This window comes from Bradyrhizobium sp. CCGE-LA001 (assembly GCF_000296215.2).
Lineage (GTDB): Bacteria > Pseudomonadota > Alphaproteobacteria > Rhizobiales > Xanthobacteraceae > Bradyrhizobium.
On the sequence record NZ_CP013949.1, the window covers coordinates 5,608,895 to 5,625,925 of the forward strand.

The following is a 17,031-nucleotide window of genomic DNA, read 5'->3' on the forward strand; positions in this document are numbered from 1 at the left end:
CCGCCGTCCGAGGCCTGTGGCACGAAGCTTGCGACACTTCATCCCGGGCGCCGCCAGACCGGCGGTAGCCGCGAGGTCAAGGCGGGGCATCCGCCAAGGGGGGCAAGCAATGGATTTTGGCAGGATTTCACGACGTCATGTGTTGCAAGGCGGTGCGGCCCTGACCCTCGGCGCTGCCGCCGGCATCCGCCCGGCCTTCGCGGCCGAGACGACCATCGGCTTCATCTATGTCGGCTCGCGCGACGACTACGGCTACAACCAGGCCCATGCGCAGGGCGCTGCCGCCCTGAAAAAGATTCCCGGGCTCAAGGTCGTCGAGGAAGAGAAGGTCCCGGAGACCGACGCGGTCGAGAAGACGATCGAGTCCATGATCAATCTCGACGGCGCCACCCTGCTCTTCCCGACCTCGTTCGGCTACTACAATCCGCATGTGACCAAGATGGCCGCCAAATACCCGAAGCTGCGCTTCGAGCACTGCGGCGGCCTCTGGAGCGACAAGGATCCGAAGAACGCCGGCAGCTATTTCGGCTACATCGACGAAGCTCAATATATCTCCGGCATCGTCGCCGGCTACACCTCGAAAGGTGGCAAGCTCGGCTTCGTTGCGGCAAAGCCGATCCCGCAGGTGCTGCGCAACATCAACGCCTTCACCCTCGGCGCCAGGCTCGCCAATCCCAAGGCCACGACGCAGGTCATCTTCACGGGTGACTGGTCGATGCCGGTCAAGGAGGCCGAGGCCACCAACAGCCTGATCGACCAGGGCGTCGACGTGCTCACCTGCCATGTCGACGGTCCCAAGACCATGGTCGAGAACGCCGCGCGCCGCGGCGCCTTCGTCTGCGGCTACCACACCAACCAGTCGCCGCTCGCGCCGAAGGCATATCTCACGGGCGCGGAGTGGAATTGGGAAGCGCTCTATCCGAAATTCGTGAAGATGATCGCCGGCGGCGAGAGCATTCCGAACTTCTACCGCGGCGGCCTCAAGGAGGAGATCGTCAAGACCTCGCCATATGGTGAAGCTGTTTCCGCCGAAGCGCGCAAGCACGCCGACGAGGTCAAGGCCAAATTCCTCTCGGCCGAAGGCTATGCCATCTTCAAGGGCGGGCTGGTCGACAACAAGGGCAAGACGGTGATTCCCGCCGGCACTGATCGAGGCCAGAAGGATCCCGAGCTGGAAAAGATGGACTACCTCGTCGAAGGCGTGCTCGGAGCGACTTCGTGACGAGCGAAGCTGCGGATTCCCCTGGTGCGGCCGGGACGATTGCCCCGGCCGCCGATCCCGGCTTTCTCCAGCGCCACGGCGCGACGATCGAGTACATCCTCATCCCGGGCGCGGCGCTCGTCGGCGCGCTCGTGGTCTTCGGCATCTTCGTCGCGATGTCCGGCAAGAATCCGCTCGATCTCTATTTCTACATGTATTACGGCGCGTTCGGCACCTGGTTCTCCTGGCAGAACACGCTCACGCGCGCTGCTCCCCTGATCCTGACGGCACTCTGCACCGCGCTGCCCGCGCAACTCGGCATGGTCATCATCGGCGGCGAAGGCGCGCTGCTGATCGGCGCGCTGACAGCGACCAGCGCGGCGCTCGCGCTTCAGGGCATGCCGCCGCTCGTCGTGCAGATCGCCATGGTCTGCGCCGGCGTGGCCGGTGGCGGCTTGTGGATCATGCTGTCGGGCGGCCTGCGACAGTATCGCGGCGTCAACGAAACGATTTCGAGCCTGCTGCTCGTCTACATCGCGCTCGCGATCCTCAACCACCTCGTCGAAGGCGCGATGCGCGATCCCGCCAGCCTCAACAAGCCTTCGACGCGCGAGATCGGCGCCGCCAACATGATCGGCACCATTCCCGGCACCGACGTGCATTGGGGCCTGGTGTTCGGGCTGGTCGCTGCCATCGCCGCTTACATCCTGATCTATCACACCGTGTTCGGCTTCGCCGCGCGCGTCGCCGGCGGCAACATCCGCGCCGCGAAGATCGTCGGCCTCGGCGTCAACAAGCTGATCCTGACCATCTGCTTCCTGGCGGGCGGCGCCGCCGGCGTTGCCGGCATGATCGAAGTTGCCGCCGTACAAGGACGCACCAACGCCAATCTCGCGGCGGGTTACGGCTTCACCGGCATCCTCGTCGCCTTCCTCGCTCGGCAGAATCCACTTGCGATCATTCCGGTCGCGATCCTGCTCGGCGGCATCAGCGCCAGCGGCGGCCTGCTGCAACGCCGCCTGGGGCTGCCCGATGCTTCCGTGCTGGTGCTCCAGGGCATCATCTTCGTCTTCGTGCTGGCCAGCGACGCGCTCTACGGCCGCATCGGTTTCCTGAAGGGAAAATCCTGATGGCAGACGGATCGATCGGACTCTGGACCGTCCCCCTCGCCGTGCTCGGCGGCGCCATTCGCGTCTCGACGCCATTCCTCTTTGTCAGCCTGGGGGAGTGCATCACCGAGCGCTCCGGCCGCATCAATCTCGGCCTCGAAGGCACGCTGGTGATGGGCGCGATGAGCGCCTACGGCATCTCGTATCTCTCGGGATCACCGTGGCTAGGCGTGCTCGCCGCCGGCATCACCGGTGCGCTTTTCGGCGCGCTGCACGCCGGCATCTGCTCGCTGCCGCGCGTCAACGACATCGCGGTCGGCATCGCCTTGATGCTGCTCGGCACCGGCCTCGCCTTCTATCTCGGCAAGCCGCTGATCGAGCCCACCGCGGCGCGCCTGCCCGCGATCGATTTCGGCTGGTGGAGCGACGTTCCGCAGGTGCGCGCCGCGCTGCGCGTCAATGTCCTGTTCTTGATCGGCGTCGCGCTCGCGCCGATCCTGTACTGGGCCTTCCGCACCACGCGCTGGGGCTTGCTTATCCGCACGGCCGGCGAGAGCTCCGATGCCGCGCGCGCGATGGGCCATTCCGTGTCGCTGATCCGGCTGCGCGCCACCATGGTCGGCGGCTTCCTCGCCGGCATCGGCGGCTCGTTCCTGTCGCTGTTCTACCCTGGCAGCTGGAACGAGGGCCTCTCCTCGGGCCAGGGTATCACCGCGGTCGCGCTCGTGATCTTCGCGCGTTGGGATCCTCTGCTGTGCCTGTGGGCCTCGCTTGCCTTCGGCGGCGCCGCGGCGCTGGGGCCGGCGCTGCAATCGGTTGGCATCACCTCCGGCTATCACCTCTTCAACGCCGCGCCCTACATCCTGACGCTGGCGATCATGATCATCACCTGCTCGCCGAAACGCACGCTGACCGGAGCCCCGGCGGAATTGTCGATCACACGCTAGAGAGCAACACCATGCCTGAGCGCTACATCAAGTCCGAGCCCTATGCCTGGCCCTATAACGGCGATCTCCGCCCCGAGAACACCGCGCTCGTCATCATCGACATGCAGACCGATTTCTGCGGCGTCGGGGGCTATGTCGACAAGATGGGCTACGATCTCTCGCTGACGCGGGCGCCGATCGAGCCGATCAGGAAGCTGCTCGCCGCGATGCGCAAGCAGGGCTTCCACATCATCCACACCCGCGAAGGCCACCGCCCCGATCTCTCCGATCTTCCCGCCAACAAGCGCTGGCGTTCGCGTCAGATCGGCGCCGGCATTGGCGATCCCGGCCCTTGTGGCCGCATCCTGGTGCGCGGTGAGCCCGGCTGGGATATCATCCCCGAGCTTGCCCCGCTGCCGGGCGAGACGATCATCGACAAGCCCGGCAAGGGCTCGTTCTGCGCCACCGACCTCGAGCTGATCCTGCGGGTGCGCGGCATCGACAACATCATCCTCACGGGGATCACCACCGACGTCTGCGTTCACACCACCATGCGCGAGGCCAACGACCGCGGCTTCGAATGCGTGCTGCTGCACGATTGCTGCGGCGCGACCGACAAGAGCAACCACGACCACGCGCTCAAGATGATCAAGATGCAGGGTGGCGTGTTCGGCGCGGTCTCGACCTCCGACGCCGTCATCGGAGCGATTTCGTGATCATCGGCGAAACACCGCCGCCGCCCGGCGCTTTCGGCGTCGACGCCATCGCCATGACGATGCGCTTCGGCGATTTCCTGGCGCTCGACAATGTCGAGCTGAAGGTGCGGCCGGGCTCGTTCCACGCGCTGCTCGGCGAGAACGGTGCCGGTAAGTCGACCCTCGTCAAATGCATCATGGGCTACTACCACGCAACCGAGGGCGACATCCTGGTCGGCGGCCGCGAGCAAGCGATCACCAATCCCAAGGACGCCCATGCCCTCGGCCTTGGCATGGTCTATCAGCATTTCACGCTGGTGCCGGCAATGACGGTGGCGGAGAATCTCGTGCTGGCGCGCGACGACGTGCCGGCGGTGATGAACTGGCCGAAAGAGATGAAGGAACTTGAGGCGTTCCTCGCACGGATGCCCTTCAAGGTGCCGCTCAGCGCGAAGGTCTCCGACATCTCAGCCGGCGAACGCCAGAAGTGCGAGATCCTCAAGCAGCTCTATCTGAAGCGACGTTTCCTGATCCTGGACGAGCCGACCTCGGTGCTGACGCCGGCGGAAGCCGACGAGATGCTCGGCATGCTCCGCGACATGGTCGTCAGGGGCGAGCTGACCATCCTGATGATCACGCACAAGTTCCGCGAGGTCATGGCCTTCGCCGACGACGTCACCATCCTGCGTCGCGGCAAGCTCGCCGGGCACGGCAAGGTCGCCGAGCTCACCCCGGATGCGATGGCCCGCACCATGATCGGCGCCGAGGAGCTGACGGTGCAGCCGCCGCGCACCGGCGAGACTGGCCAAGCCAGGCTCGAGCTGCAAAAGCTCCGCGCGCTCGACGACGCCGGTGGCATCGCCGTCCATGACGTATCGCTCACCGTGCGCACCGGCGAGATCGTAGGGATCGCCGGTGTGTCCGGCAACGGCCAGCGCCAGCTCGTCGAGGTTTTGGCCGGCCAGCGCGAGGCCGAAAGCGGCGAGATCCGCGTTGCCGGAGATCCCTACCGCGCCAGCCGCGAGGAGATGCGACGCCACAAGATGTCGCTGCTGCCCGAGGAGCCGCTGAAGAACGCCTGCGTTGGCGGCATGAGCGTCGCCGACAACATCGCCTTCCGCGAGTTCGACCGTGCACCTTTCGCCAGCGGCGGCTGGTGGCTCAATCGCGGCGCCTTCCGCGAAGACGCCAGGACCAAGATCGCCCAGTACAAGATCAAGACCCGCACGCCTGATACTCCGATCTCGGCGCTGTCGGGCGGCAATGTCCAGCGCGCCGTGCTGGCCCGCGAGCTCGCGGGTGACGTCGAGGTGCTGATCGCAGCCAATCCCTGCTTCGGCCTCGACTTCGCGGCGGTCGCACAGATCCACGCCGAGATCATGGCCGCGCGCAACCGCGGCGCGGCGGTGCTGCTGGTCAGCGAGGATCTCGACGAATTGCTCGAACTCTCCGACCGGCTGGTGGTGATGTTCCACGGCGAATTCGTGTATGAAGCACGGACCAGCGAGGCCGATCTCACCGTGGTCGGCCGGCACATGGCGGGACATTGATCACGGAGGAGCTATGGACGGTGCATCGGAGCAGGACCAGCACTTCCTGCGCCTGTCCTTCGCGGTCGCCCGCCGCTCCCTCACCCATGGCAATCATCCCTTCGGCTGCATCGTCGTCGATGCGGATGGCAAGGTGCTGATCGAGGCCGAGAACGGCTACATGCCGGATCACGACAGCACCGCGCATGCCGAGCGCCTCGCGGCAACGCAGGCCTGCCGCACACTCGACCGGAAGATGCTGGCGAAGGCGACGCTCTATTCCTCTGCCGAGCCCTGCGCGATGTGCGCCGGCGCAATCTACTGGGCCGGCATCGGCCGCGTGGTCTACGGCCTCAGCGAACACTGCCTGCGCGGTATCACGGGTAATCATCCGGACAATCCAACGCTCGATCTGTCCTGCCGCGAAGTCTTTGCCAGCGGGCAGCGGTCGACCGAGGTGGTTGGGCCGTTGCTCGAGGACGAGGCCGCAGCGCTGCACGACGGCGTGTGGACGAAGTAGATTACCCGGCGACCGCTACCAGCTGGGGCGAATGCGCCCGCGCGCCGTGCCTGCCATCGGCAGCCGTGGAAGCATAACGGGTTCCAACTGGCTCAAACCGTCATAAATTTGCAACAGGCGCCGCTCGCAGGCGCGATTGCTACGGCTGCTCATAATTTGCGGCAACCATCGTCCAAACCCGAAGCATCGACTCATCGGCACCACCGCACTGCCGCAGCGTTGAGCAAGGGATGAGGCTTTTTCACCTCTTACGCGACGGCTCAAACTGGCCCACAATTGAGGCACTTTCATCCACGCAAGCGCATCAGCGAATGTCAGATCAGACGCCTAACGGCCTCCATTCCGGCGAGCCCCCTTTGCTTCGAGCGATCGGCCTTACCAAGCGCTATGGTGATTTTCTCGCCAATGATTCCATCGACATCGAGATCCGGCCGAAGGAAATCCACGCCCTGCTCGGCGAAAACGGCGCCGGCAAGTCGACGCTGGTCAAGGCGATCTACGGATTGATCCAGCCCAGCGCCGGCGAGATTCGCTGGCAGGGCGAACCAATCCGGCTGGCCGGTCCGTCGAAGGCGCGCAGCCTGGGCATCGGCATGGTGTTCCAGCATTTCTCGCTGTTCGACAATCTGAGCGTCGCCGAGAACGTCGCGCTTGGCCTCGATGGCAAGGAGGCCTTCAAGGACATCTCGGCGCGGCTGGAGCAGGTGTCGAGGACCTATGGACTGCCGCTCGATCCCAAACGCGAGGTCTGGCAATTGTCGGTCGGCGAGCGCCAGCGTATCGAGATCGTCCGCGCGCTGATGCAGGATCCGAGATTCCTGATCCTGGACGAGCCCACCGCGGTGCTGACGCCGCAGGAAGCCCACCAGCTTTTCATCGTTCTGGAACGCCTCAAGGCTGACGGCCGCGCCATCCTCTACATCAGCCACAAGCTGGAGGAGGTGAAGCGCCTCTGTGACACCGCCACGATCCTGCGCGGCGGCAGGAAGGTCGAGACCTGCAATCCCCGGCGCGAGACCGCCGCCTCGCTCGCGCGCATGATGGTCGGCAGCGAGATCAAGGACGTGAAGGCCGCATCCGGCCGCAAGACCACGGTGCCGCGGCTCGTCGTCAACGATCTCTCGCTGGCGCCCGCCGAGGCGCATGGCGTATGGCTCGAACACATTTCGTTCGAGCTGAAGGGCGGCGAGATCCTCGGCATCGCCGGCGTGGCCGGCAACGGGCAGGACGAATTGTTCACCGCGCTCTCCGGCGAGCGCCTGTCAAAGGATCCGGGCACCATCGTGATCGAGGGCATTGCCGCAGGCCATCTCTCGATCACGCAGCGACGCAAGCTGGGCGCCGCCTTCGTTCCCGAGGAGCGGCTCGGCCACGGCACCGTGCCGCGCATGAGGCTGTCGGAGAACGCACTGCTCACCGGCCATGCGGCCAGCGGCATGGTCCATCGCGGCTTCATCGATACCGCGGCCACCCTGAAGGCGGTCGACCGCGCAACCGAAACATTCGACGTGCGCAAGGCTAGGCGCGATCCGGAAGCAGCGTCTCTCTCCGGCGGAAACTTGCAGAAATTCATCGTAGGACGCGAGATCCTGCGCAACCCCGCGGTGCTGGTGGTGAGCCAGCCGACCTGGGGCGTTGACGCCGGCGCCGCCGCCGTCATCCGCCAGGCGCTGCTTGATCTCGCAAGCGCAGGCGCCGCGGTGCTCGTCACCAGCCAGGATCTCGACGAGCTCGCGGAGATCGCCGACCGCATCGCCGTGATGTTCCACGGCCGGCTCTCGGCACCGCTCGCAGCGGGCGACGCAAGCCGCGAGAAGCTCGGCCTTCTCATGGGTGGCAGCAGCCTGGAGCCGAGGGAGGCCGCGCATGCAGTTGGTGCTTGAGAAGCGCGCGGAGCGCTCCAACACGATCGCGCTGATCTCTCCGCTGATCGCGATCGGCCTCACGATCGCGACCATGGTTATCCTGTTCGCGATCCTCGGCAAGAATCCGCTGCTCGCTCTTCATGCCTATTTCATCGCGCCCCTGACCGACGGCTATTCGCTCCAGGAGATCGCCGTGAAGGCGACACCGCTGGTGATGATCGCAATCGGGCTCTCCCTCTGCTATCTCGCCAACGCCTGGAATATCGGCGCCGAGGGTCAATTCCTGATCGGCGCCGTCGCAGGAAGCTGGATCGCGGTGAAGACGCAGGGGACCGATGCCGGGGCCTGGGTGCTCCCCGTCATGCTCGTGCTCGCAGCCGCCGCAGGCGCGCTCTATGCGCTGATCCCTGCAATCTGCAAGGTCAAGTTCGGCGCCAGCGAGATCCTGACCAGCCTGATGCTGGTCTATGTCGCCGATCTCCTGCTCGACTATCTCGTGCGCGGCCCCTGGCGCGATCCGCACGGCTTCAACTTCCCGACCACCGCGGAGTTCGATCCGGTGGCCACCGTACCGCTGCTGATCGAGGGCGGCCGGCTGCATCTCGGCGCCATCATCTCCTTGCTCGTCGTCGCAGCAGCCGCGATCCTGCTCGGGCGCACCATCAAGGGTTTTGAGATCCGCGTCGTCGGTGCTGCGCCGCGGGCCGCACGCTTCGGCGGGTTCAATGCCGATCAGCTCGTCATCCTGACCTTCGCGGTCTCGGGCGCGCTGGCGGGCCTCGCAGGCATCATCGAGGTCGCGGGTCCCGTCGGGCATCTCCAGCCGGGCATCTCGCCCGGCTACGGCTTTACCGCGATCATCGTGGCCTTCCTCGGCCGGCTGAACCCGCTTGGAATATTAATTGCAGGCCTCTTCCTCGCACTGACCTTTATCGGCGGCGAGCAGGCGCAGATCGCGATGAAGATTCCGTTGGACGTCACCAAGGTGTTTCAGGGCATTCTGCTGTTCTACGTGCTCGCCTGCGATTCTCTCATCCTGTACCGCTTCAAGCTGGTGTTCTCGAACCGACAGGTGCCACGTGGCGCTGGTTGAGGCCATCATCCTCGCGGTGCTTGCCGCCTCCACGCCGCTGCTGATTGCGGCGACCGGCGAGCTCGTGACCGAGCGTTCCGGTGTGCTCAATCTCGGCGTCGAGGGCATGATGATCGTCGGCGCGGCCTGCGGCTTTGCCAGCGCCTGGCTGACCGGATCCATCTTCATCGGGGCGCTGTTCGGCATCGTCGCGGGCATGCTGATGTCGCTCGTCTTCGCGCTGATGACGCTCGGTCTCGCCGTCAATCAGGTCGCAACGGGTCTCGCGCTGACCATCCTCGGCATCGGGCTCTCTGGCCTGATCGGCGCCGGCTTCGTCGGCGAGCGCATCACGCCGGCCGCGCATCTCGCCATTCCCGGCCTCACCGACATTCCCCTGATCGGCCGGGTACTGTTCGGCGAGGACGGTTTCGTCTATTTCTCCATCGCACTCATCGTCGGCGTCTGGTGGTTCCTGTACCGCACGCGCGCGGGACTGATCCTGCGCGCCTGCGGTGACAATCATGTCTCCGCACATGCACTCGGCTATCCCGTGCTGCGCATCCGCACCTTCGCCGTGATGTTTGGCGGCGCCTGCGCGGGACTTGCGGGCGCCTATCTGCCGCTCGCTTATACGCCGTTCTTCATCCCCGGCATGACCGCGGGCCGCGGCTGGATCGCTCTGGCGCTGGTGGTGTTCTCGTCCTGGCGGCCGAGCCGCCTCGTCGTCGGCGCCTATCTCTTCGGCGCAGTGACGATCCTGCAATTGCACGCCCAGGGCTGGGGCGTCGGCATTCCCTCGCAGTTCATGTCGGCACTGCCTTATCTCGCAACCGTCATCGTGCTGGTCCTTATCGCCCGTGCGCGCACCGGCGGCTCGACCGCGCCGGCCGCGCTCGGAACGGTGTTCGTGCCGGACCGCTGAGTTTCATTCCACGGCGTGCGCGATGGGGCGCGCATGCTGCGGATCGTGGCTTCCCCCTGATGTTTGGAGATTGACGATGAGGAAATCGCTTCTTGCACTGGCTGCCGGGCTCTTGCTTGCCGCGAGTGTCGGTGCAGCCTCGGCCGCGGACAAGCTGAAGGTCGGTTTCGTCTATCTGGGTCCGATCGGAGATCTCGGCTGGACCTATCAGCACGATCTCGGACGCCAGGCGCTGGTGAAGGAATTAGGCGACAAGATCGAGACCACCTATCTCGAGAACGTGCCCGAAGGTCCCGACGCCGAGCGCTCCATCGAGCAACTCGTCCGCGCTGGCAACAAGCTGATCTTCACGACGTCGTTCGGATACATGGACCCGACGCTTAAGGTCGCCAAGAAATATCCGAACGTGCATTTCGAGCACGCCACCGGCTACAAGCGCAATCCGAACATGTCGACCTATTCGGCAAAATGGTATCAGGGCCGCTACATTCAAGGCCTGATCGCGGCCAAGATGTCGAAGGCAGGCGTGCTCGGCTATATCGGCTCGTTCCCGATTCCGGAGGTTGTGTCCGGCATTAACGCGACGATCCTGGCGGCGCAGACCATCAATCCGAACATCAAGGTCAAGATCATCTGGGCCAACACCTGGTTCGACCCCGGCAAGGAGGCCGATGCCGCCAAGGCGCTCATCGATCAGGGGGCCGACGTCATCATGCAGCACACGGATTCGCCGGCGGCGATGCAGATCGCCAGCGAACGCGGCAAGCTGGCCTTCGGCCAGGATTCCGAGATGATCAAGTTCGGGCCCAAGACCCAGCTCACCTCGATCCTGGACACCTGGGGCCCTTACTACATCGAGCGCGTCAAGGCCGAGCTCGCCGGCACCTGGAAGTCCGAGGACACCTGGGGCGGCCTCGACAGCCACATGTTCGCGATGGCGCCCTATACCAACATGCCTGATGACGTGAAAAAAATGGCCGAGGATGCCCAGGCCGCGATCATCGGCGGCAAGCTGCATCCGTTCAAATGCCCGATCGTTGGGCACGATGGCAAGCCGGTCGAATGCAAAGGCGGCGATCACCTCGACGACGGCCAGATCCTCGGCATGAATTTCTACGTGAAGGGCATCGAAGACAAGCTGCCGGGCAAGTAGCACGCTTCTTGCATTGACTAACTCACCTGCTCCTCCCGGAGGAGGTTCGGAGGGGGTGGCCAGAAGCACCCGGCACTTGTGGTCGCCCCCTCTTTCTATCTTGCCTTGGAACTATCCGGCCTGCATCGCCCGCGCCGCCGAACTGTGGCGGCGGATGAGATCTGCCGCATCGAGGCCCGGGATCGCGCCGTCGATCACAGTCCATTTGCCTGCCACCATCACCCGGTCGGCGCGGTGCGCCCCGCACAGCACTAGGGCGGCCAGCGGATCGCCGTGGCCTGAGAAGCGCAGTTCGTCGAGCCTGAACAGCGCGAGATCGGCAGCCTTGCCGACGGCGATCTCGCCGAGTTCCGGCCGGCCGACGCAGGCCGCCGAGCCCTTGGTGGCCCAGCGCAGCGCGTCCTTGTGACTGACCTTCGTGACGCCATAACGCGCGCGTTGCAGCAGGAAGGCGGCACGGACCTCCTGCATCAGGTTCGATCCATCGTTCGAGGCTGAACCATCGACGCCCAGCCCGATACCGACGCCGGCCTCCTCCATCTCGCAGACGGGACAGCAGCCGGACGCGAGCAGCTGGTTGCTGCAGGCGCAATGACTGATGGACGTCTTCGCCTTTCCGAGCCGCTTCATCTCGTCGGCGTTGAAAAATATACCATGGGCGAGCCAGGTCCGCGCATTGAGCCAGCCGCATTGCTCGAGATAATCGAGCGGGCGGCAGCCATACATCTGCTCGCAGAACTTGTTCTCGTCCTCGGTCTCGGCGAGATGGGTGTGCAAGCGCACGTCGAGCTTGTCGGCGAGATCGGCGGTCGCGCGCATCAGCAACGTCGTCACCGAGAACGGCGAGCACGGCGCCAGCCCGATCTGCACCATCGCATCCATGCCGCGCTGATGATGCTTGGCAACGACGCGCGCGCTGTCGGCAAGAATGGTGTCCTCGTCCTGCACCACGCTGTCCGGCGGCAGACCGCCGTTGCGCTGCGACAGGTTCATCGAGCCGCGCGTCAGCAGCACACGCATGCCGAGCCGCCTGGCCACGGCGACTTCGATATCCACGGCTTCCTCGAGTCCCGCCGGGAAGACGTAGTGGTGATCGGTCGTCGTCGTGCACCCCGACAGCAGCAATTCGGACATCGCCACGGTGACGCCGAGCTCGAGCGCTTCCGGCGTCAGCTTCGCCCAGACCGGGTAGAGCGCCTGGAGCCAGGGGAACAGCTCGCGGTCCATCGCCGCCGGCAACGCCCGCGTCAGCGTCTGGTAGAAATGATGATGGGTGTTGATCAGGCCCGGCAGCACGACGTGATCGCCCGCATGGAACACCGCGACGTCCGCGGTCGCCGGCGTCCCGCCGGCTGGCACGAGCTCGACGATGCGGCCGTCCCTCACGACGATTCCACGCTCGGCGCCGTCTGCGAGGATGGCGAGAGGGTCCTTGATCCAGATCGGCTTTAAGTCGCTCATGATCCCACTTCCCCTCACATTCACGCGACGAGCATTCGGCCAAGTGCCCGAACGCTACGACTTGTTCCTTGCGACTTGGCTCCGGTCTTGCAAGACTCGTCCGTACGATTCACTGGGCGGAAGCTTTGGCACAGCCATGGACTTGAATACCATCACAGCAGTCGCCCATCCGCAAACGCGCGCGCAACTACCCGTCTGGACGGCAGGTGATGCTTGGCTCGCAGGCGGCACCTGGCTGTTCTCGGAACCGCAGGTCCATTTGCGGCGGTTGATCGATCTCACCGATCTGAAATGGCCGGCGCTGACGATCACCGAGAGCCACCTCTCGATCGCCGCCACCTGCACCATCGCAGAGCTCGATGGTCTCGCCTGCCCGTCCGACTGGCTCGCAGCGCCGCTGATCGGCCAGTGCTGCCGGGCCTTTCTCGCTTCGTTCAAGATCTGGAAGACTGCGACCGTCGGCGGCAATCTCTGCATGTCGCTGCCGGCGGGACCGATGATCTCGCTGACGTCGGCGCTCGACGGCGTCTGTACCGTCTGGAAGGCCGATGGCGGCGAGCAGAGGATTCCGGTCGTCGACTTCGTCACCGGCAACCAGCGCAACCGCCTGATGCCAGGCGACCTGATCCGGCAGATCGATATCCCGATTGCTGCATTGAGGCGCCGCACCGCCTTTCGCCAGATCTCGCTGGCGGCCGTTGGCCGCTCGGCAGCGCTGCTGATCGGCAGCCTCGATCCGGATGGCTCGCTGACGCTGACGGTGACGGCATCAACGGTGCGGCCGATCCAGCTGACCTTTCGCAAAGCGCCGGACGCCGGCGGGCTTCGCGACGCGATCACGCAGCAGATCACCGACGACCTGTACCACACCGATATCCACGGCAAACCACTGTGGCGCAAGCACATGACGCTGCGGCTCGCCGAGGAGATCCGCAGCGAGCTCGCTGCCGGAGCGCCGTCATGAGCTTCGAGATCAACGGCAAGGCGTTTTCGCAAGCGCCGCGCGCCGGCCAGTGCCTGCGCACGTTCCTGCGCGAGCTCGGCCATTTCGGGGTGAAAAAGGGCTGCGACGCCGGCGATTGCGGCGCCTGCACCGTGCTGCTGGACGGCGAGCCGGTGCATAGCTGCCTGATCCCGGCATTCCGGGCCGAGGGGCGCAACGTGACCACGATCGAAGGTCTCGGTGCCGACCACGGCGCACACCCGATGCAGCAGGCCTTCCTCGCCGCGCAAGGCTTTCAATGCGGCTTCTGCACCGCCGGCATGATCCTGACCTGCGCCTCGCTGAACCAGGCGCAGCGCACCGATCTGGGCACCGCGTTAAAGGGCAACATCTGCCGCTGCACCGGTTATCGCTCGATCGAGGATGCGGTCCTCGGCAAGTCCAATGTCGAGGGAAGCGTCGAGGCAGGCGCCGCCTTCGGCCGCAGCCTGCCGGCGCCGGCGGGTCCCGATATCGTGCGCGGCAAGGCCCGCTACACCTTCGACACCGCAATCGAAGGTCTGTTGCACATCAAGCTGCTGCGCTCGCCTCACGCTCACGCCAGGATCGTCGCGATCGACAAGTCGGACGCCCTTCGTGTCGCCGGCGTGCTCGCCGTGCTGACGCATGAGGATGCGCCGTCGGTCCTGATCTCGACCGCGCGACATGAAAAGGACTGGATGGATCCCGAGGACACCCGCGTTCTCGATGACGTCGTCCGCTTCGTCGGCCAGAAGGTCGCCGCAATCGTCGCCGAGAGCGAAGCCGCGGCCGAGGAGGCGTGCCGGCGGCTCAAGGTCGACTACGAGATCCTGCCGGCACTGATCGATCCGGAGCAGGCGATGGCGCCCGGCGCGCCCCTCGTTCATCCCGACCGCACCACCGCGAACCGCGTCGCCGACGCCCAACGCAACCTCGTCGCGGAGACCCATGGCGAATTCGGCGACGTCGCAGCGGCGCTCGCCACGTCTGCCGTCACCTATGAGGGCACCTTCCACAGTCATCGTGTGCAGCATGCCGCGCTGGAGACCCACGGCGGCCTCGCCTGGCTCGACGATGCAGGCGTGCTCAACGTCCGCACCTCGACCCAGGTGCCGTTCCTGACCCGGCGCGCGCTGTCTGACATCTTCGAGCTCCCCCTGGACAAGGTCCGCGTGTTCTGCGAGCGCGTCGGCGGCGGCTTCGGCGGCAAGCAGGAGATGTTCGTCGAGGACATCCTGGCGCTCGCAACACTCAAGACCGGACGGCCGGTGAAGCTGGAGCTGACCCGCGAGGAGCAGTTCATCGCGACGTCGACGCGGCATCCGATGCGGGTCCACATCGAGGCCGGCGCCGATGCCGACGGCAAGCTCACCGCACTCCAGCTCGACGTGCTCTCCAACACCGGAGCTTACGGCAATCATGCCGGCCCGGTGATGTTCCACGCGATGGCCGAGTCCATCAGCGTCTACAACTGCCCGAACAAGCGGGTCGATGGCGCCGCGGTCTACACCAACACGGTCCCGGCGGGAGCGTTTCGCGGCTACGGCCTGCCGCAGGCGTTGATCGCCGTGGAGGCTGCGATCGACGAGCTGGCAAGCCAGCTCGGCATCAGCCCCTACGAGATGCGCCGGCGCAACATCGTCAGGCCCGGCGATCCCATGCTGTCGCCGCCGCCGTCCGAGTTTCACGACGTCGTCTATGGCTCCTACGGACTCGACCAGTGCCTCGACCTCGTCGAGCGCGCCATGCAAGCCGAGGGCCCGCAGCCGGACTTGCCGCCGGAATGGCTGATCGGCGACGGCGTCGCTCTCACCATGATCGATTCCGCGCCGCCGGCCGGCCATCTCGCCGACGCCGTGGTCGCGCTCAACGACGACGGCGGCTTCGACCTCACCGTCGGCACCGCCGAATTCGGCAACGGCACCAGCACCGTGCACCGGCAGATCGCCGCGACGACGCTGGCGACCACCGTCGACAGGATCCGTCTGCATCAGTCCGACACCGCCCATGGCGGCCACGACACCGGCGCCTATGGCAGCGCGGGCATGTTCGTCGCGGGCAAGGCGACACATGCGGCGGCCATGCAACTCGCGACCGAGCTGAAAGCCGCGGCCGCGAGCGCCTGGCTCTGCGACGTCGCCAGTTGCACGCTCGAAGCCGAGGCCGTCGTCAGCGGCGTGCGACGCATGTCCTTCGTCGAGCTGGCAAGGCTCGCGCGCGAACGCGGCGAGCCGCTCGCAGCGCACGGCCATTCCGACGGCACGCCGCGTACGGTCGGTTTCAACGTCCAGGGCTTCCGCGTCGCCGTGAACAAGGGCACCGGCGAGCTCAGGATTCTCCGGAGCGTGCAGGCGGCAGACGCAGGAATCGTCGCCAATCCCATGCAATGCCGCGGGCAGGTCGAAGGTGGTGTCGCTCAGGCGCTTGGTGCGGCGCTCTACGAGGAGATGGCGATCGACGCGGACGGCCGGGTCATCAATGCCAAGTTCCGCGACTATCACCTGCCCTCCTTCGCCGACGTGCCCCGTACCGAGGTTCTCTTCGCCGAGACGACCGACACGATCGGACCGCTGGGCGCGAAGTCGATGAGCGAGAGTCCGTACAATCCGGTCGCCGCCGCGCTCGGCAATGCCATCGCCGACGCCACCGGCATCCGCTTCACTGCACCGCCCTTCAAGCCGGACCGGCTGTTTCCGGCATTGCTCGACAAGTTCGGCAGCTAGCTGCCGCGATAAGTCGAATAGCTCCAGGGCGTGACCAGCAGCGGCACGTGATAGTGGCTCTCCGGCTCGCTGATCGCGAAGTGCAGCGGGATCTGGTCGAGAAACGGCGGGTCGGCCAGCGCCACGTTGCGCGCAGCGTAATATTTGGCCACGCTGAAGCGGAGCTCGTAACGGCCGATCGGCAGCGGGCGGCCGCCTATCAGCGGCCGATCGGTGCGGCCGTCTGCATTGGTGACAGTGCGGGCAATGACGCGGCTCTGACCGAGCGCGGACAGCTCGACAAGCTCAACCGGAATACCGGACGCGGGCTTGCCGACGTGATTGTCCAGCACATGCGTCGACAGGCGGCCGTGCACGTTCAGCTTGTCGTCGGCAATGACGAGCTGATCGAGCCGCAGCGCGGAGATGCGGCCGATCTCCTCGATCGCGCGGCGCGTCTCGGTCTTGGCGATGTTGAGCAGCCGTGTCTCGAAGTCGCGCAGGATGGAATCCCTGGTGTGCCGACGCACGCAGACGATATAGGGGAAGCCGAATTTTTCACGATAGGCGCTGTTGACGCGCTCGAACGCGGCGTATTCGGCGTCCGACAACCTATCGAGCCCGGCGCTGTTCTGCTCGTCAGTGGAGTCCGCCGTGAGGCCGGCGGCGCGCTGCGTCTTGTTGGCGAGATCGGGGTGCGCCCGGATCAATGCCAGCTGCACATCGGGCTCCGCACTCTGGATCGCCGCCATCAGCGCAGCGTGCAGCTGGTTGATGCCGGCGAATGGCCGCTGGCCTGCAAGCTTCTCGGCGATCCACGGCGAATATTCGACGACGTTGGCGAGCGCGGCGACGAAATCCGCGTTGCTCGCGGCATTGAGATCGGCCAGGGAAATCTGCGACATCACC

At 65.6% G+C, this 17,031-nt stretch carries 14 protein-coding genes; 12 read left to right on the forward strand and 2 right to left on the reverse strand.

Features of this window, described 5'->3' with window-relative positions:
* Positions 1–109 precede the first annotated feature (109 nt).
* The 10 genes from BCCGELA001_RS26265 (at position 110) to BCCGELA001_RS26310 (ending at position 10,995) form a co-directional block, all read left to right on the forward strand.
* Positions 110–1,222: a BMP family ABC transporter substrate-binding protein gene (locus tag BCCGELA001_RS26265; RefSeq protein ID WP_060736659.1), complete on the forward strand. Its 1,113-nt coding sequence runs from the start codon at positions 110–112 to the stop codon at positions 1,220–1,222.
* Complete coding sequence (locus BCCGELA001_RS26270) at positions 1,219–2,331, forward strand: ABC transporter permease (protein WP_008555813.1); 1,113 nt, start codon at positions 1,219–1,221, stop codon at positions 2,329–2,331. Before BCCGELA001_RS26265 ends, BCCGELA001_RS26270 begins: the two co-directional genes overlap by 4 nt.
* On the forward strand, positions 2,331–3,257 hold the full coding sequence (locus BCCGELA001_RS26275; protein WP_060736660.1) for an ABC transporter permease: 927 nt from the start codon (positions 2,331–2,333) through the stop codon (positions 3,255–3,257). The genes BCCGELA001_RS26270 and BCCGELA001_RS26275 overlap by 1 nt, the downstream gene beginning before the upstream one ends.
* Before the next feature lie 11 nt (positions 3,258–3,268).
* Positions 3,269–3,952 carry a biuret amidohydrolase gene (gene biuH / locus BCCGELA001_RS26280; RefSeq protein ID WP_008555826.1) on the forward strand — a complete coding sequence of 228 codons (684 nt, stop codon included), beginning with the start codon at positions 3,269–3,271 and terminating at the stop codon, positions 3,950–3,952.
* Entirely contained in the window at positions 3,949–5,481 is a 1,533-nt protein-coding gene (locus tag BCCGELA001_RS26285; RefSeq protein WP_083543392.1) for an ABC transporter ATP-binding protein, read from the forward strand. Before biuH ends, BCCGELA001_RS26285 begins: the two co-directional genes overlap by 4 nt.
* Positions 5,482–5,494: 13 nt before the next feature.
* Positions 5,495–5,980 carry a nucleoside deaminase gene (locus BCCGELA001_RS26290; RefSeq protein ID WP_008555839.1) on the forward strand — a complete coding sequence of 162 codons (486 nt, stop codon included), beginning with the start codon at positions 5,495–5,497 and terminating at the stop codon, positions 5,978–5,980.
* Between the two features lie 311 nt (positions 5,981–6,291).
* On the forward strand, positions 6,292–7,863 hold the full coding sequence (locus BCCGELA001_RS26295) for an ABC transporter ATP-binding protein (protein WP_060736661.1): 1,572 nt from the start codon (positions 6,292–6,294) through the stop codon (positions 7,861–7,863).
* Positions 7,847–8,938, forward strand: coding sequence for an ABC transporter permease (locus tag BCCGELA001_RS26300; RefSeq protein WP_008555847.1), 1,092 nt, complete (start codon positions 7,847–7,849; stop codon positions 8,936–8,938). Before BCCGELA001_RS26295 ends, BCCGELA001_RS26300 begins: the two co-directional genes overlap by 17 nt.
* Positions 8,925–9,842, forward strand: coding sequence for an ABC transporter permease (locus BCCGELA001_RS26305; RefSeq protein ID WP_008555848.1), 918 nt, complete (start codon positions 8,925–8,927; stop codon positions 9,840–9,842). The genes BCCGELA001_RS26300 and BCCGELA001_RS26305 overlap by 14 nt, the downstream gene beginning before the upstream one ends.
* 76 nt (positions 9,843–9,918) lie before the next feature.
* Positions 9,919–10,995, forward strand: coding sequence for a BMP family ABC transporter substrate-binding protein (locus BCCGELA001_RS26310; protein WP_008555850.1), 1,077 nt, complete (start codon positions 9,919–9,921; stop codon positions 10,993–10,995).
* 111 nt (positions 10,996–11,106) lie between these two features.
* Here BCCGELA001_RS26310 and BCCGELA001_RS26315 read toward each other — a convergent pair whose 3' ends face one another.
* Positions 11,107–12,456 carry an 8-oxoguanine deaminase gene (locus BCCGELA001_RS26315; protein WP_008555852.1) on the reverse strand — a complete coding sequence of 450 codons (1,350 nt, stop codon included), beginning with the start codon at positions 12,454–12,456 and terminating at the stop codon, positions 11,107–11,109.
* A 136-nt stretch (positions 12,457–12,592) separates the two neighbouring features.
* Here BCCGELA001_RS26315 and BCCGELA001_RS26320 point away from each other — a divergent pair, with 136 nt between their 5' ends.
* Entirely contained in the window at positions 12,593–13,420 is an 828-nt protein-coding gene (locus tag BCCGELA001_RS26320; RefSeq protein ID WP_008555855.1) for an FAD binding domain-containing protein, read from the forward strand.
* A complete protein-coding gene (locus BCCGELA001_RS26325) occupies positions 13,417–16,143 on the forward strand; it encodes a molybdopterin-dependent oxidoreductase (RefSeq protein WP_060736662.1) in 2,727 nt (908 codons plus the stop codon). The genes BCCGELA001_RS26320 and BCCGELA001_RS26325 overlap by 4 nt, the downstream gene beginning before the upstream one ends.
* Here the strand turns inward: BCCGELA001_RS26325 and uraD are convergent.
* The gene (gene uraD, locus BCCGELA001_RS26330) at positions 16,140–17,027 is read right to left on the reverse strand and encodes a 2-oxo-4-hydroxy-4-carboxy-5-ureidoimidazoline decarboxylase (RefSeq protein ID WP_060736663.1); all 888 of its coding nucleotides are present in this window, start codon (positions 17,025–17,027) and stop codon (positions 16,140–16,142) included. The two genes, BCCGELA001_RS26325 and uraD, sit on opposite strands and share 4 nt — an antisense overlap.
* Positions 17,028–17,031 lie beyond the last annotated feature (4 nt).

Coding starts and splice junctions, on each gene's coding strand:
- BCCGELA001_RS26310 (WP_008555850.1), top strand. CDS start 9,919: ATGAGGAAATCGCTTCTTGCACTGGCTGCCGGGCTCTTGCTTGCCGCG.
- BCCGELA001_RS26275 (WP_060736660.1), top strand. CDS start 2,331: ATGGCAGACGGATCGATCGGACTCTGGACCGTCCCCCTCGCCGTGCTC.
- uraD (WP_060736663.1), bottom strand. CDS start 17,027: ATGTCGCAGATTTCCCTGGCCGATCTCAATGCCGCGAGCAACGCGGAT.
- BCCGELA001_RS26295 (WP_060736661.1), top strand. CDS start 6,292: ATGTCAGATCAGACGCCTAACGGCCTCCATTCCGGCGAGCCCCCTTTG.
- BCCGELA001_RS26265 (WP_060736659.1), top strand. CDS start 110: ATGGATTTTGGCAGGATTTCACGACGTCATGTGTTGCAAGGCGGTGCG.
- BCCGELA001_RS26300 (WP_008555847.1), top strand. CDS start 7,847: ATGCAGTTGGTGCTTGAGAAGCGCGCGGAGCGCTCCAACACGATCGCG.
- BCCGELA001_RS26290 (WP_008555839.1), top strand. CDS start 5,495: ATGGACGGTGCATCGGAGCAGGACCAGCACTTCCTGCGCCTGTCCTTC.
- BCCGELA001_RS26325 (WP_060736662.1), top strand. CDS start 13,417: ATGAGCTTCGAGATCAACGGCAAGGCGTTTTCGCAAGCGCCGCGCGCC.
- BCCGELA001_RS26320 (WP_008555855.1), top strand. CDS start 12,593: ATGGACTTGAATACCATCACAGCAGTCGCCCATCCGCAAACGCGCGCG.
- BCCGELA001_RS26315 (WP_008555852.1), bottom strand. CDS start 12,456: ATGAGCGACTTAAAGCCGATCTGGATCAAGGACCCTCTCGCCATCCTC.
- biuH (WP_008555826.1), top strand. CDS start 3,269: ATGCCTGAGCGCTACATCAAGTCCGAGCCCTATGCCTGGCCCTATAAC.